The 16,624-nt window shown below is 36.7% G+C and carries 10 protein-coding genes; 4 read left to right on the top strand and 6 right to left on the bottom strand.

The window, feature by feature from the left end; translation table 11 throughout:
• Positions 1–85: 85 nt before the first annotated feature.
• The 3 genes from pgmB to L1S34_RS10695 all read right to left on the bottom strand — a co-directional run bounded on the left by pgmB (position 86) and on the right by L1S34_RS10695 (position 3,476).
• Complete coding sequence (gene pgmB / locus L1S34_RS10705; protein ID WP_236364016.1) at positions 86–742, bottom strand: beta-phosphoglucomutase; 657 nt, start codon at positions 740–742, stop codon at positions 86–88.
• Positions 735–2,264: an MFS transporter gene (locus L1S34_RS10700; RefSeq protein ID WP_236364015.1), complete on the bottom strand. Its 1,530-nt coding sequence runs from the start codon at positions 2,262–2,264 to the stop codon at positions 735–737. Before L1S34_RS10700 ends, pgmB begins: the two co-directional genes overlap by 8 nt.
• Before the next feature lie 189 nt (positions 2,265–2,453).
• Entirely contained in the window at positions 2,454–3,476 is a 1,023-nt protein-coding gene (locus L1S34_RS10695) for a LacI family DNA-binding transcriptional regulator (protein WP_236364014.1), read from the bottom strand.
• A 236-nt stretch (positions 3,477–3,712) separates the two neighbouring features.
• Between L1S34_RS10695 and L1S34_RS10690 the strand changes: the two genes are divergently transcribed.
• The 4 genes from L1S34_RS10690 (at position 3,713) to L1S34_RS10675 (ending at position 12,358) form a co-directional block, all read left to right on the top strand.
• Positions 3,713–6,652 (top strand): SusC/RagA family TonB-linked outer membrane protein, encoded by a 2,940-nt coding sequence (locus L1S34_RS10690; protein WP_236364013.1) that lies wholly within the window; start codon positions 3,713–3,715, stop codon positions 6,650–6,652.
• Between the two features lie 17 nt (positions 6,653–6,669).
• Positions 6,670–8,271: a RagB/SusD family nutrient uptake outer membrane protein gene (locus L1S34_RS10685; protein ID WP_236364012.1), complete on the top strand. Its 1,602-nt coding sequence runs from the start codon at positions 6,670–6,672 to the stop codon at positions 8,269–8,271.
• Between the two features lie 21 nt (positions 8,272–8,292).
• Entirely contained in the window at positions 8,293–9,405 is a 1,113-nt protein-coding gene (locus L1S34_RS10680) for a SusE domain-containing protein (RefSeq protein WP_236364011.1), read from the top strand.
• 64 nt (positions 9,406–9,469) lie between these two features.
• Entirely contained in the window at positions 9,470–12,358 is a 2,889-nt protein-coding gene (locus L1S34_RS10675) for an alpha-amylase family glycosyl hydrolase (protein ID WP_236364010.1), read from the top strand.
• A 62-nt stretch (positions 12,359–12,420) separates the two neighbouring features.
• On the opposite strand, the gene acs is transcribed toward L1S34_RS10675, so the two are convergent.
• Genes acs through L1S34_RS10660 form a run of 3 tightly spaced genes read right to left on the bottom strand, consistent with a single transcriptional unit; the run spans position 12,421 to position 16,621 of the window.
• Positions 12,421–14,328 (bottom strand): acetate--CoA ligase, encoded by a 1,908-nt coding sequence (acs, locus tag L1S34_RS10670; protein ID WP_236364009.1) that lies wholly within the window; start codon positions 14,326–14,328, stop codon positions 12,421–12,423.
• Between the two features lie 15 nt (positions 14,329–14,343).
• Positions 14,344–16,242 (bottom strand): acetate--CoA ligase, encoded by a 1,899-nt coding sequence (locus L1S34_RS10665; protein WP_236364008.1) that lies wholly within the window; start codon positions 16,240–16,242, stop codon positions 14,344–14,346.
• Between the two features lie 16 nt (positions 16,243–16,258).
• A complete protein-coding gene (locus tag L1S34_RS10660) occupies positions 16,259–16,621 on the bottom strand; it encodes a response regulator transcription factor (protein WP_166135900.1) in 363 nt (120 codons plus the stop codon).
• Between the last annotated feature and the right edge of the window lie 3 nt (positions 16,622–16,624).

Raw genomic sequence — 16,624 nt, 5'->3', positions numbered from 1 at the left:
TTGTTCCGCTGCGTTACCTAGAATTTGGTTTCGCTTTGGCAAAGGTTTCAAGTAGTCTCGAAAACTTTAAAAATATTTTTTCTATTTATTCTATTAATTGGGCAAGGAAATTTTCATCCATTGCTGTAAAATCGGTAAAAATGTATTTTGCCTCGTGCAAGGTTGCAGCATCACCAATTCCAACGCTAATCATGTTGGCAATGTTTGCGGCTTGAATTCCTGCTACGGAGTCTTCAAAAACAATAGCGTTTTCAGGCGCTGCATTTACGAGTCGTGCTGCGGTTAAAAACACTTCAGGATCAGGCTTGGCATTGCTTACATCATTTCCGTCAACGATGGCATCAAAAAAAGAGGCAATTCCGGTTTTTTCTAAAATGGGTCTTGCATTTTTACTTGCAGATCCTAAGGCAATTTTTTGACCTTTTTCTTTTAAAAATTTTAAAACAGGAACTACTCCCGGTAAAATTTCGCTGGAATCCATGTCAACTAAATAGGTGAGGTAGTCTTCGTTTTTTTGAAAAAGCCATTGGTCTTTTTGTTCTTGCGAAGCATCTACTTTTCCTAAATCTAAAATAATATCCAAAGAGCGCACGCGGCTTACTCCTTTTAATAATTCATTGTGCTCGTGTGTAAAATCGATGTCAAGTGAATTGGCAATTTTTTTCCAAGCCAAATAATGGTATTTAGCCGTATCTACTATTACGCCGTCAAGGTCGAATATAAATGCTTTAATGTTATTCATTTAAATTAATTTTCGATTTGTCATTAATGGTTAAAGCTATTAGTCCGGCAAGAATCATAGATGCTCCACCAATAAGTAAAGCATAAATTGGTTCACTGTTAAAAAATTGGGAAACTAAAAACCCTAAGATAGAAGCTGCTACTAACTGAGGAATTACGATAAAAAAGTTAAAAACTCCCATGTAATACCCCATTTTGCTAGATGGTAATGAACCTGAAAGCATTGCATATGGGATTGATAAAATACTAGCCCATGCAATTCCAACTCCAATCATCGGAAGCCATTCCATTGTGAAAACCGTTGGTTCAGAAATAAAATAAACAGAAATTAAACCTAATCCTCCACAAACTAACGCTACGAAATGAGTAAATTTTCTGCTAGTATATTTTGCCAATACGGGCAAAAGAAATGCTGCTATCGCTGCAATTAAATTGTAATTGGCAAACATTTCACCCACTTGATTTGCGCCAATATTGTACGCCTCAGAAGTTGTGTCTGTTGTTTTGTAAATGTGTTGTGTAACTGCAAGTGTAGTGTAAATCCACATTGAAAAAAGTGCAAACCAAGAAAAGAATTGTACCCACGCCAATTGTTTCATTATTTTGGGCATGAACTGAAAATCATTCATTATTGTTACAAAACCATTTTCTGCATTATTTGCTTTTTGCATTAAACCAGAAATTAGCATTGCTATTCCACCAAGACCAATTAATCCGATAGAAAGAACGTATAAATCTTTTTTCAGGTCATAATTATAAATTGCAAATGAGAATAAAGCGCTAACAACTAAGAATAATAATCCTTTACTTAGATGAGATTTACCATTTGCTAAAAACCATTCTTTCGAATGTGTTTCTTTTTGATAAGTTTCTTTGTTATGGTTTTCAAAAGCTTCTAATTCTGCTGGTGAATATTCTTTAGAAGTTAAAACTGTCCATAAAACGGTTAGCAGGAAAGCTATTCCGCCAAAATAAAATGAATATTTAACAGAATCAGGAATAATACCTAGTGGAGCGGTATTGCTTACTCCAAAATGCGTAAAAATTAACGGAAGTTTAGAGGCAAAGTAAGCTCCGATTCCAATAAAAAAGCTTTGCATGGCAAAACCAGTGGTTCTTTGTGAATCAGGTAGATTGTCACCTACAAATGCACGAAAAGGTTCCATTGAAACATTTATGGAAGCATCCATAATCCATAACATACCAGCAGCAAACCACAATAGAGGAGAATTTGGCATTATGAATAAAGCGCCCGAGGCTAAAATGGCACCAGCAAGAAAATAAGGTTTTCTTCTTCCCAATTTAGTCCAAGTTTTATCAGAGAAATATCCGATAATTGGCTGAATTATTAATCCAGTCATTGGCGCGGCAACCCATAAAATAGGAATGTCATCAATGTTAGCTCCGAGAGTTTGAAATATCCTGCTAACATTTGAATTTTGCAGAGCAAAACCCATTTGAATTCCCAGAAATCCGAAACTCATGTTCCAAATTTGCCAGAAACTTAATCTACGCTTTTCCATTATCGTAATTTAAAAATTAATACGATAAGCGCTATGCTTATCAAAACTTATCTTAATTTTCGAAGTAAAAGTTAAAGTTTTGAGGGGTAAATATAGAAAGATATTTCAAACTTTTATTTTTCAGATTCGAATACCAGTGAACTTTTTTAACTACAAGGTTGTAGTTGCGTAAAATTTAACATTTAAAAGCTAATTAGTTGATTCTCTTTCTATCAAATGAGTCTCAATTACTTCGGTTTTATAATTTTCGTCTTCTTCATCTTCATCGGCTTCAAGGCGGTCAATTAAGATTTTTGCAGCTTTGTTTCCCATTTTTATACCACTCTGACTTACAGTTGTTATAGTAGGAGTAGAGTATTTAGAAATGATTCCATCAGTAAAGGCAATCACTGCTAAATCTCGAGGTACAGTCAGACCAATTTTACTTGCTGTTTTGATGATAGTAACTGCGAATAATTCATTAACGGCAAAAACGGCATCAATAGCTTTGTCTTCTAGAAGCTTACCAATCGTGATTTCGCAGGTATCTACATCTTCAATTTTGATAATTAGATTTTCATCAAAAGGGATGTCGTTGTCGAGCAATGCTTTTGTGTAGCCATCGGTACGGAGCTTGCCGACACTAACATAGTCTACGGTGGTAACAAGAGCGATTTTTTTTCGGCCTTTGTCTATTAAACTTTGAACGGCTTCATAGGCTGCTGATTGATCGTCAATAATTACTTTGTCACACAAAATGTCGTTAGTCACACGGTCAAACATGACAACTGGCATGCCTTGATTGATTACTTCGGTAATATGATGAAAATCGCCTCTAAATTGTGTTTCTTTTGATAATGACATGATAAAACCGTCAATGCTACCATTGGCAAGCATTTCCATATTAAGGACTTCTTTGTCAAACGAATCGTCCGAAAGGCAAATGATAACACTATAGCCGTACTCATTGGCAACTTGTTCGATACCATTAATTACGGTAGAGAAAAAATAGTGTACGATTTCAGGAATAATAATTCCAATTGCCTTGGTTTTCCTGTTCTTTAGGCTTAGGGCAATATTGTTTGGTTTGTAATTGTAAAATTTAGCGAAAGCTTGCACTTTAAGTCTGGTTTCTTCGCCTATTTCGAGACTGTTTCTTAATGACTTAGAAACGGTCGAGATAGATACGTCTAATTCCTTTGCGATTTGTTTAAGCGTTATCTTCCTTTTCATGCTTTGAGTTGTGTGATAATTTAATTCGTAATAAAGGTAAAATTTAATTTTACAAATGGTAAATAAAGCACTGAAAATTTCAATAAATCAGAAAGTTTTCAACACTATTACGTTTTCGTAACTGTATTAAATTGGAGGGGTATTGTGAATCATAAATTTTACATAGATTTAACATTCGAAGTAATAGTTAAGGGTGAAAACTCAACCAAAAAATTAAATTAAATTAAACAAAAAGTATGAAAACAATTTATAAAAAGTTGTTAATTTTAGTACTGCTACTCCCTTTTAGTGTTCTTGCACAGAGTACTGTAAGTGGGACTGTTTTGGACAAAGTTTCCGGACAGCCTATTCCAGGAGTAAACGTAAATGTGCAGGGTGCTGCTAATGGTGTTTCGACCGATTTTGATGGTAAATATCAAATTGGGAATGTAAAAAAAGGCGATAAACTTGTCTTTTCATACATTGGATATGCCAACACAGTAATTGATTATGTTGCTCAAAAAGTGGTTAATGTAACTTTACAAGAGGATGCTAATCAGTTAAAAGAAGTAGTTATTCAAGTAGGTTACGGTACTGTTAAGAAAAAAGATGCAACAGGTGCTGTAACGGTAATTTCGAGCAAAGATTTTAACAAAGGGCCAGTAACCTCTGCAGATCAAATGATTCAAGGTAAAGTAGCTGGTTTGCAAATCATTAACGGTGGAGGTTCACCAGGTGAAGGAGCAAGTATTCGTATCCGAAGTGGGTCTTCGTTATCTGCGAGCAATGATCCATTATTTGTTATAGATGGAGTTCCCGTTTCAAACAGTGGTGTTGAAGGAGGTAGAAATCCATTAGCAACAATCAACCAAAATAATATTGAGTCGGTTACGGTTTTAAAAGATGCTTCTGCAACCGCTATTTATGGTTCACGTGCTTCTAATGGTGTAATTATTATTACCACTAAAAAAGGAAAAGCAGGTGATTTGCAAGTAAACTACAGTGCTAATTTACAAGTGTCTGAAGTAACAAATCAAGTTGATGCTTTGTCAGCAACTCAATTTAGAGATTATGTAAATGCAAACGGATCTGCAGCTCAAATCGCTTTGATGGGTACAGCCGATACTGATTGGCAAAAAGAAATTTACAGAACGGCAGTTGGTACTGATCATAACGTGGCTGTAAGTGGTGGAACAGATAATATCGTATATAGAGCTTCATTAGGATATGCTAACTTAAATGGTATTTTAAAGAGAGATAATTTACAACGTACTACTTTGTCTGCGGGAATAACTGGTAACTTTTTTGATAATCATTTAAAGGTAGAGCTAAACAACAACACTTCTGCTACAGAGAGTGACTACAGTAACCGTGGTGCAATTGGTGCGGCTATTCGCTTTGACCCAACTCAATCAGTTAGAAATGCTGACGGAAGCTTTTTTCAGTGGTATACAAATCCAACTACAATTAACCAATTAGCTGGTAGAAATCCACTTTCATTAATTGAGCAGCAAAATAACTTTGGAAGATCATACAGAAGCATTGGTAACATCCAAGCAGAATATAAATTGCATTTTTTACCTGAATTGAAAGCGGTGGCGAACTTTGGATACGATCAATTATCAGGAAGATCATTTGGGAATACTGATGCTAATTATTTAAACGGACTAGCAGGATCAGGGTATAACAATACTTATTTGAGAACTCAGTCTCGTTTTAATAAAGTAATGGATTTGTACTTGAACTACAATAAAAAATTCGAATCAATCAATACGCAAGTAGATGTTACGGGTGGTTATAATTACCAAGAATTTAGAGAGAATTATTTTTCAACAAACTTTAATTTTCAAAGTAACAACACTACAAATCCGCCAAATTTTCCTTCAACACTTAATTTGCAGTCTTTATTTGCTAGAACGAACATATCTATAGCAGATAAATACCTTCTTACTTTATCAATTAGAAGCGATCGTTCTTCAAGATTTAGAGAAAATTTCCGTACTGCAAATTTCCCTGCTGTAGCAGTAGCATGGAAATTAAATGATGAAAACTTCTTGAAAAATGTAGAGACAATTTCAACATTAAAACTTCGTGGAGGTTGGGGTATTACTGGTCAACAAGAAATTGGTGGTGTTTATCCATCTATTCCATTATACTTGGCATCGAATACTGCTGCTCAGTACCAATTTGGTAGCGATTTTTATACTACCTATAGACCTCAGCCTTATAACAGCAACCTTAAGTGGGAGGAGACGACTACATTAAATGCAGGTATTGATTTTGGTTTATTCAATAATAGAATCACGGGTAGCGTAGATGCATATCAAAGAACAACAAATGATTTACTTTTGTATACTCAAAACCCATCTTTCTTCGGGTTTTCTAATTTCGACAACTACAATGTTGGATCTATAGACAACAAAGGGTTAGAGGTTATGACAGAAGTTATTCCGGTACGTAATGACAATTGGGAGTGGAGAGTTGGAGGAAACATAACCTTCCAAAATTCAAAAATCACTAAATTAAGCACTACATTGCCAAACACTCCAGGTATCAATACGGGTGGATATGAAGGAGCTACAGGAAATACTATTCAAAACCACCAAGTGGGCTTTGCGCCAAGTTCTTTCTTCGTTTACGAGCAAGCTTATGGTGCTGATGGTAAACCTTTAGACGGTGTTTTTATTGATCGCAATGAAGATGGAATTGTAAACGAGCAAGATAAATACCGTTTTCAAAAACCAGCAGCTGATGTGTTTTATGGTTTCAATACTAGCGTGACCTACAAAAACATTGATTTTGGTATGACTTGGAGAGGATCTTGGGGTAACTACAATTACAACAACGTAGACTCAAGCAAGGGAGTTTCAAGTAATATTTTGATTCGTAATACAGATTTAGCGAACGGAGTTGAAAACTTGTTAGAAACTGATTTCAGATCAAATGATACCAAACGTTTCGAATCAGATTACTACATTCAAGATGCATCTTTCATTCGTTTGGATAACGTGAGCGTTGGTTACACTTTTAATCAAAACAAAAGATCAACCTCATTGGTGAAAATGACTTTATCCGCTCAGAATGTTTTAGTACTTACTAAATACGAAGGTTTAGATCCAGAGATTGGCGGAGGAATTGATAGTAATCTTTATCCAAGACCAATTACTTTTACGTTAGGTTTAAACGTTAATTTCTAATACAAAAAATAAGAACAATGAAAAAGATACAAATCAAATTATTGGGTGTTTCTTTGTTACTGATGGTGATGTTATTCCCATCATGTACCAATGATCTTGAACAGTCTCCGGAAGGTAATACAGCCATTCCTGGTAATGAGTTTTTTAATACGCCACAATCCTACAAGCAATTTTTAGCAAAATTGTATGCCGGATTTGCTACATCTGGTCAAACTGCTGCGGGATCTCCAGATATTTCTGGAATTGACGAGGGAGAAAGCCAATATATTAGAGGCTTTTGGTTAATGCAAGAGTTGACTACTGATGAAGCAGTTATCGCTTGGAATGATGGTACAATTAAAGACTTACATTCGCAAACTTGGACTTCATTAGACCGTTTTATTACTGCTACTTTCGCGCGATTCTCTTTTCAAGTAGTGAACTGCAATGAGTTTTTAAGACAAACAACTAATGAAAAACTTGCTGCTAGAGGTGTTACTGATCCTGCTTTATTAGCTGAGATTAAAACTTACAGAGCTGAGGCCCGTTTTTTAAGAGCAATCACTTACTGGCATCTAATTGATATGTTTGGTGGAGGGTCATTAGTAACAGAGAATTCTCCAACTTCTTTCTTTTATCCAGAATATGCTACGAGAGCTGAATTGTATAAATTTGTTGACGAAGAGTTAACAGCAATTACACCAGAATTAAAAGCTCCAAAATCAAACGAGGCATATCGCGTTGACCAAGCAGCAGCTTGGATGTTACAAGCTAAATTGTACATGAATGCAAAAGTGTATGTTGGTACAGATAATTATGCAGGAGCTTTGCCATTAATCAATAAAGTTATCGCTTCAGGATACAGATTGCACAACAATTACAACCAATTGTTTTATGCTGATAATGACAAGAACGGAGCTCAAAACGAATTCATCTTCACAATTGCTTTTGATGGTTTAAAAACGCAAACCTACGGCGGAACAACTTTCCTAACTCATGCACCAGTTGGTGGTACGATGAAGGCATCAGAGTTTGGGATCAATGGTGGATGGGCTGGTATCAGAACTACTTCAGCATTTGTTAATAAGTTTGATGCTAATACTACAGATGCAAGAGGTCAATTTTATACTGACGGTCAAACAAAAGAGATTGCTGATATTGGTAATTTCACAGAGGGTTATGCGATTCAGAAATTTAGAAATATTGATGTAAATGGTGTTCCAGGTTCTGATAAGTCAGGTGATTTTTCTGATTCTGATTTCCCAATGTTTCGTCTAGCTGATGCTTATTTAATGTATGCAGAATGTGCTGTTGTTGGTAGAGTAGGTGATTTAGCAACTGCAAGAGGATATGTAAATGCTCTACGTACGAGAGCTAATGCTGGAGCTGTTGCTTCTTTAAACGCTGATGCTACTGGTGCTACCCTGATTTTAGATGAAAGAGCAAGAGAATTACACTGGGAAGGTCACAGAAGAACCGATTTAATTCGTTTCGGAAGATTTACAGGAGGAACTTACGTATGGCCTTGGAAAGGAAATGTAGCAGGTGGTGCACCAACTCAAGCATTTAGAAACTTATTTCCAATTCCTGCTACCGCGTTGGCATCTAACCCTAAATTAAAACAAAACCAAGGATATTAATAATCAACTAATTAAAACAAAATGAAAAATATAACTAAATCAGTAATTGCTTTATTTGCGGTACTTGCTTTGTCTTGTAACGTAGAAGATGTAGAGGACAGACCAGTAATTGAGGGTATTGACACTCCAGAAATGGTTGCTCCAGAAAATGATAAATCATACGTTTTACTTGAAAATAATGCAAACAACGTTGCTGAGCGTTTCGTTTGGACAAAAGCAAACTATGACGGTGCAGTTGAAATTGGGTACAAACTTTTAATTGACGTTAAAGGTGGCGATTTTACTAAAGCTGTTGAAATAGGTGGTACATCAGGTTCAACTCAAGCAGAGGTAAGTGTGAAAACTTTAAATCAAGCAGTAATCCAATTAGGAGGAATTCCTGAAACATTGGGTTCTTATGATGTAAAAGTGGTATCTAGTATTGCTGGTATTCAAAAAATGATGTCTGAAAAACCACTTACAATTATTGTAAATGCTTACACAGGATTGGTTCCTTATGCATTTACAGACTGGTATTTTGTTGGTGATGCTACAACTTCTGGATGGAACAACAACAATAAAAATCAACCTCTTTTTAGAAGTGGAACTAATGCAAAAGTATACCAATATACAGGTTTCTTTAAAGCTGGTGCATTTAAATTGATTTCAACTCCTGGACAATGGGCTCCAATGTATGGTAGAGGTGATAATGGTTCAATTGTAGCTAGACCAACTGAGGCTGATGCAGATCCATCAACTTTTGATATCGCTGCTGATGGTTACTATACTTTCTCTGTTAATATTGAAACTCTTAAATATACTTTAGTTGCTTACAACGCTGCTACAGCTGCAACTTTCCCAACAGTGGGGATTATTGGAAACAGTACACCATTAGGATGGGACGCTTCAACTCCAATGACTAAATCTACATTTGATCCTCATATTTGGACTCTAGATGTGTTGGCACTAGTTGATGGAAAAGCTAAATTTAGAGCTAACAATGCTTGGGATGTAAACTGGGGTGGTAATACTGCTTTTTCAGCTTTCCCAAACAATGGTACTAGTGGAGGAGATATTCCAGTTGCCAAGTCTAAATATAAAATTTTCTTCAATGATTTAGACGGTAGTTACTTGATGATTCCAAATCAAAAATAAATTGTTATTAAGAAAGGGCTGTCAATTGATAGCCCTTTTCTTTCTTACACAAATATTTATAACTATGAAAAAAATACTACTCTTTTTGTTTTTGTGCCTCGGAGTTACTGTCTCAGCACAACAACAAAACATACCTTATTTAATTACTCCAGCTTCTTTTGAAGCGACTACATCTATAACCATTACAATCAATGGTTCTTCAGTAAATGAGGCTGCATGGGGTGTCACAGGAAACGCTTTGTATCTTTGGTCTTGGTCTTTCGATATCAATAGAGCCAATTTGCAAGACTGTCCTACCAATGGTGCATGGACAGCTTCTAATGAAGCTAACCGATTTAACTACAATTCAGCTACTGATACCTACGCAATAACTTTTACACCAACTGTTTTTTATAACAGAGCATCAATTGGTAGAATTGGATTTTTGGTTAAGGCCAAAGACGGAACTGGCGACAAAAAATCGCAAGATAACTTAGTTGATGTAGGTGCTTTTCAAGTAAACTTAACAAGTCCCTTTGAAAATAGTTCTACTATCATTGCCTCTGGTGGGAGCCTAAATATTGCAGCCAACAATAGCGGAGGTACTGCAAGTTATGTGCTTAAAGCAAATGGAGCAACACTTCATACGAATACTGCCACTGCTAATTATACTTTTAGTCATGCCAATATCACTGGTAATCAAAATTACGAACTTCAAGTAACGCAAGGAAGCACTGTTATAATTAAAAAATTCAGTGCTATTGTAAATCCTAATGCAGTGAGTGAAGCAATTCCAGCGGGTTTAGTAGATGGTATTAATTACAATTCAAGTGATGCAACTAAAGCGACATTGGTTTTAGATGCTCCTTTTAAAGACTTTGTGTATGTAGCAGGAAGTTTTAATAATTGGCAACCAACCACAGCCTATGCCATGAAAAAAGATCCCAGTTCTACTAAATTTTGGTTAGAATTGACAGGTTTAACATCTGGTGTGAATTATACCTATCAATATTGGGTAGTTGATCAAACGCCAATTTCAGGAACCCCATCTTTAGTAAAAACGGCTGATCCTTATTCTACTTTAGTTTTGTCTCCTTTTGATGATGGTGGTATTCCTGCTGCAAAATATCCAAATATGCCTGTTTATCCTGCGGGTCAGGATCGTGAGGTAACAGTATTGCAAACTGGCAAGACGCCGTATGCTTGGAGCGCAGCAACAACCAATTTTGTTAAACCCGCCAAAGAAAAATTGGTAGTTTATGAATTGTTAGTTCGTGATTTTGATGCCAACCGCAGTTATCAAGATTTGATTAATAAAATAGATTATTTTAAGAATTTAAAAATTAATGCAATCGAGTTAATGCCCGTAATGGAGTATGAAGGTAACGAAAGCTGGGGCTACAATACTTCTTTCCATATGGCATTGGATAAGTTTTATGGTACATCAGATAAGTTGAAAGAATTTATCGACCTGTGCCATCAAAACGGAATCGCTGTAATTTTAGATGTGGCTTTGAATCACGCTTTTGGTAGAAATCCAATGCTTCGCATGTGGATGAATGATCCTGATGGTGATGGCTGGGGTTCTCCATCTACAGAGAATCCATATTTTAATACCACAGCAATGCATAGTTATAGTGTAGGCGAAGATTTTAACCACCAACAGCCAAGAACTCAAAATTATGTGCAACGCGTTATTAAACAATGGGTCGAAGAATATAAAATTGATGGTTTCCGTTGGGATTTAACTAAAGGTTTCACACAAAATTGTCCTGCTAATGTGGCTGGTGGTCAAGAAAATTGTACTGGAAACAGACAACAAGATCGCGTAGATGTATTGCGTAAGTATGCTGATTATTCTTGGAATCTAGATCCTACACATTACGTTATTTTCGAACATTTAGGAGGTAATGATGAAGAGCAACAATGGGCTAATTATCGTTTGAACGAAACTCCTAGCAAAGGAGTAATGATGTGGGGAATTATGACTTTTGATTACAACAATCTTTCAAAAGGTAACTCTGGAAACATCTTTAGAATGAATGCTTCTAGCCGTGGTTTTAACGCACACCGTTTGATGGGTTATGCGGAGAGTCACGATGAGGAACGTTTGATGTACAATAATCTACAATCGGGTAACTCAAGTAATGCAAACCATGATGTAAAGAATTTAAATATAGCCTTGTCAAGAATGTCAGCACTAGGAGCAGTTTCTCTTTTGGTTCCAGGACCAAAAATGATTTGGCAGTTTGGCGAATTAGGATGGGAAAAATCAATCTTTTCTTGTAACAATGGTACTGTAAACTCTCCGTCAGATACTACTTCTGGAGATTGTAAACTAGACACTAAACCACAACCACAATGGACAGGCAATTGGTTAGGTGATACCAACAGAAGTAAAATTTACGATGATTGGGCTAAAATGATTACTTTGAAAACCATGGAGCCTGTGTTTTTAGGAACGGCGACTATTAACAACAGTAGTTCATTATTCCCAAATATTAAAATCACCAATAACGATCTTGCGTCAACTCAATTAAAAGATGTGTTGATTGTGGCAAACTTTAATGTTATTGCTCAAAATGTACCTTCTGGTTTTCCGTATACGGGTACTTGGTATAATTTAATGGACAATACGCCACTTACAGTAATTAGTACCACGCAAACCATTACTTTGCAACCTGGCGAATTCAAAATTTTTGGTAATAAAACGGCTACTTTAGCTATTGCTGACTATGAAAAAGCAGAAACTTTGGTTTTGTATCCTAATCCAGTAGCTTCGTTTTTTACATTGAATGAACCAATTGAAAAAGTAGAGATATATTCAATTACGGGTCAATTAGTTAAAAGCTTCAAAGGAACTGGAAATGTAGGACAATCTTTTTCAGTAAGCGATTTGAATCAAGGACTTTATATTGTAAAGGCTACAAATGAAAATAATGCAGAAAAAGTGTTGAAGTTACTTAAAAACTAAACCTATTTGCTATAATTTAAAAAGGCTGCTTTAATTGTAAAGCAGCCTTTTTTTGTTTTCTGTTATAGTTTTCCTTGCCTAATTTCGTCTACGATTTCAGGATTTAGCAAAGTGGTAATGTCACCAAAATTGGTATCATCTCCTTCGGCAATTTTGCGCAAAATTCGACGCATGATTTTTCCAGAACGGGTTTTTGGTAACCCGGATACAAACTGAATTTTATCAAGTTTGGCAATAGGTCCAATATGATCGGATATGTGTTGGTTAATCTCTTTGCTTAGGTTATCTCTATCACGATATTCTCCGGTTTCTTTCAAAATCACAAAACCATACAAAGCATTTCCTTTAATATCGTGCGGGAAACCAACGATAGCTGATTCGGCTACTGCTGGATGTTCATTAATCGCATCTTCAATTGGTGCGGTTCCCAAATTATGTCCTGAAACAATGACTACATCATCAACACGGCCAGTGATTCTGTAATACCCAACCTCGTCTCGCAAAGCACCATCACCAGTAAAATATTTCCCAGGAAAGGTTGAAAAATAAGTTTCTTTATACCTTTGATGATCACCCCAAATGGTGCGGGCAATTCCCGGCCACGGAAATTTAATACACAAACTACCCGTAACTTGATTGCCTTCGATTTCATTTCGCTTTGGATCCATTAATACAGGTTGAATTCCCGGTAAAGGTAAAGAGGCGTACGTTGGTTTGGTTGGAGTCACAAAGGCAAGTGGCGAAATCATAATACCACCAGTTTCAGTTTGCCACCACGTGTCAACAACAGGGCATTTTTTATCACCCACGTGGTTGTTGTACCAATGCCAAGCCTCTTCATTTATTGGCTCACCAACAGATCCTATTACTTTTAAGGAGGTCAATTGGTATCTTTGAACATATTCGATACTCTCTTTAGCCAAAGCTCTGATCGCGGTTGGAGCGGTATAAAACTGCGTTACTTTATGTTTTTCTATCGTTTGCCAAAAACGACTAAAATCAGGATAGGAGGGAACGCCTTCGAATATGACTGTGGTAGCTCCGTTTAACAATGGCCCGTACAAAATATAGGAATGTCCTGTGATCCATCCGATATCAGCGGTGCACCAAAAAATATCATTGTCTTGGTAGTTAAAAACATTTTTGAACGTATACGCAGAGTAGACCATGTAGCCGGCTGTAGTGTGTACCATTCCTTTTGGTTTTCCAGTAGAGCCAGATGTGTACAAAATAAATAAGGGATCTTCGGCATACATAATTTCAGCCACATTATTATCAATGGCTTGATCTAATAAAGGTTGTAGCCATTGGTCACGGCCTTCTTTCATATCAATTTCGCTGTGAATTCTCTTAGCAACCAAAACTTTTTCAACACTTGGGCAAGTTGTCAAAGCCTCGTCAACAATGCCTTTTAAGTCTATTGTTTTATTACCGCGGTAACCACCATCTGAAGTGATTACCATTTTACAAGCACTATCATTAATTCGAGCTGCCACTGCTGATGCCGAAAAACCTGCAAAGACAACAGAGTGAATTGCTCCGATACGGGCACACGCTAAAGTAGCAATGGCTAATTCCGGAATCATTGGCAAATAAATACACACACGATCTCCTTTTTCGATGCCTTGATCACGAAGAACGTTGGCCATTTTGCTTACGCGCTCGTACAATTCGTTGTACGAAATATGCAAGGCTTCTTCATTAGGATCGTTTGGTTCAAAAATGATAGCTGTTTTGTCACCTTTTTTTGCAAGATGCCTGTCAATACAGTTTTTGGTTATGTTTACTTTAGCACCGGTAAACCATTTAATTTCGGCTTCAGCCATGTTAAAGTCGACTACTTTGTCCCATTGCTGGTACCAAGTAAAATTTTCGGCAGCTATTTTGTCCCAGAATTTTTTGGGTTCACGAATAGATTTTTTGTAGTGCTTAAAGTATTCTTCTAAGTTGTTTATTTGATAGTAACTCATGATTAGTAAGGTATTTTATGTGTTGTATATTCCTATTTTATGTTGTTGCAATGCGTTTTTTATTTCGTCAATTATGGCTTCGTCATCGATGGTAGATGGAGTACTAAACTCAGCACCGTCAGCAATACTGCGCATCATTTTGCGTAAAATTTTACCAGATCTTGTTTTGGGCAATCGATCTACAAGTACTACTCTTCGCAATGAAGCAACAGCACCAATTTGCTTACGAACCAGATTTACAATTTCATACTCTAACTGAAATTGCTCGATTGTACTACCTGATTTGGCTACAATTAATGCTAGCGGTACTTGGCCTTTTAAGTCGTCATGAATGCCAATTACAGCACATTCGGCTACATTGGTATGTGAGGCAACAACTTCTTCCATTTCGGCAGTTGATAAGCGATGTCCTGCCACGTTAATTACGTCATCGGTGCGACCTGTAATAAATAGATAACCATCTTCATCTTTGTAACCTCCGTCGCCAGACAAATAATATCCGTCAAACTTGCTAAAATAACTGGCTTGAAATCGGGCCTCATTTTCCCAAATTCCTAATAAATTACCGGGAGGCAAAGGCAATTTAATCACAACTAAGCCTTCTTCGTTGGCACTTAATTCTTTTCCGTTTTCGTCAAAAATTCTAATGTCATAACCACAAACTGCTTTGGTTGCTGAGCCCGGTTTTACAGGAAGTGCTGCAATACCTATTGAATTTGCGATCATTGGCCAACCAGATTCTGTCTGCCACCAATGATCAATTACTGGAATTGAAATGTGTTTTTGGTACCATTCAATCGTAGCTTGGTCGCAACGTTCTCCTGCTAAAAACTGATTTTTAAGACAGCTTAAATCGTATTGTTTGATAAAAATCCCATCAGGATCTTCTTTTTTAATGGCTCTAATGGCAGTTGGAGCAGTAAACATGGTTCCTACTTTATGCTCTGAAATAATGCGCCAAAAAGTACTGGCATCGGGAGTTTTTATTGGTTTTCCTTCAAAAATGATTGTCGTATTTCGGTTCAAGAGTGGTCCGTACAAAATATAACTGTGTCCTACTGCCCAACCCATATCAGAGGCTGCCCAAAACGTTTCATCTTGCTCCACATTGTAAATGTGTTTCATTGAAAAAGTCAATGCCACTGCATAGCCACCTGTGTCGCGAACAATTCCTTTGGGTTTACCAGTTGTTCCTGAAGTATACAAAATGTATAACGGATGGTTAGAAGGTAAGGCCACGCAAGGTGTTTCGTCAGAGCCATACACTAAGGCATCATAATCAACATCGTACTTTTTAAAGGGAATTCTTGCTCCAAGTTTTCGATTAAAAACAATTACTTTTTTAGGACGTTGGTTGGCGAGTTCAATGGCTTCGTCAACCAACGGCTTGTATGCAATTAATCGGTCGATTTCAATTCCCGACGAGGCTGTAATGATGGCTCTAGGTTTGCAATCGTCTATTCTGATGGCCAATTCATGAGGTGCAAAACCGCCAAATACAACAGAATGTATCACGCCAATACGAGCACAAGCTAGCATGGCAAAGGCCGTTTGCGGAATCATAGGCATGTAAATAATGGCTGTATCTCCTTTTTTTAATCCTAAAGACAACAATCCTCCTGCTAGGCGGGCAACTTCCGAATGAACTGCTGAATAAGTAAATTTTTGTATGGTTTGTGTTACTGGCGAGTCATAGATGAAAGCTGTTTGATCACCAAATCCATCAGCAATATGTTTGTCTAAGGCGAGATAACAAATATTTAATTCGCCATCTTGATACCATTGCGGATAACCATTTTTGTCTTGGGATAAAATAGTTTGTGGTTTTTTGAACCAATCGATTTTTTCAGCTTGTGCAGCCCAAAATGCTTCTGGTTCGGTTATGCTGTGGTTATAAATTTCGTTGTATTTCATGGTTTTTAAGGCATAATTAATCTATTAATTCATGAACTTGTTCTACTAGTTTTTTAACAGAGAAAGGCTTTACTACATATAGATTTGCTCCAAGAGCAAGACCTTTCTCGATATCTTTATCTTTGTTTTTTGCCGACAGGAATATGACTTTACAATTCTGGAGTCGCTCGTCTTTTTTAATTTGTTCCAGTGTGGCAAAACCATCAACCATGGGCATCATAACATCTAAAATGATCACATCTGGCAATTGAATGCTCAAAATATCCAATGCTTCTTGGCCATCTCGGGCAATAAAAACTTCAAAATTATTCTTCTTGAAAGTATATTCAAGTGCCATAACAATGTTGGGTTCGTCGTCTACAATTAAAATCTTTTTCATCTT

Source organism: Flavobacterium sp. K77 (genome assembly GCF_021608205.1).
GTDB classification, from domain to species: Bacteria; Bacteroidota; Bacteroidia; order Flavobacteriales; family Flavobacteriaceae; genus Flavobacterium; species Flavobacterium turcicum.
This window is presented reverse-complemented; position numbering and strand designations above follow the sequence as displayed.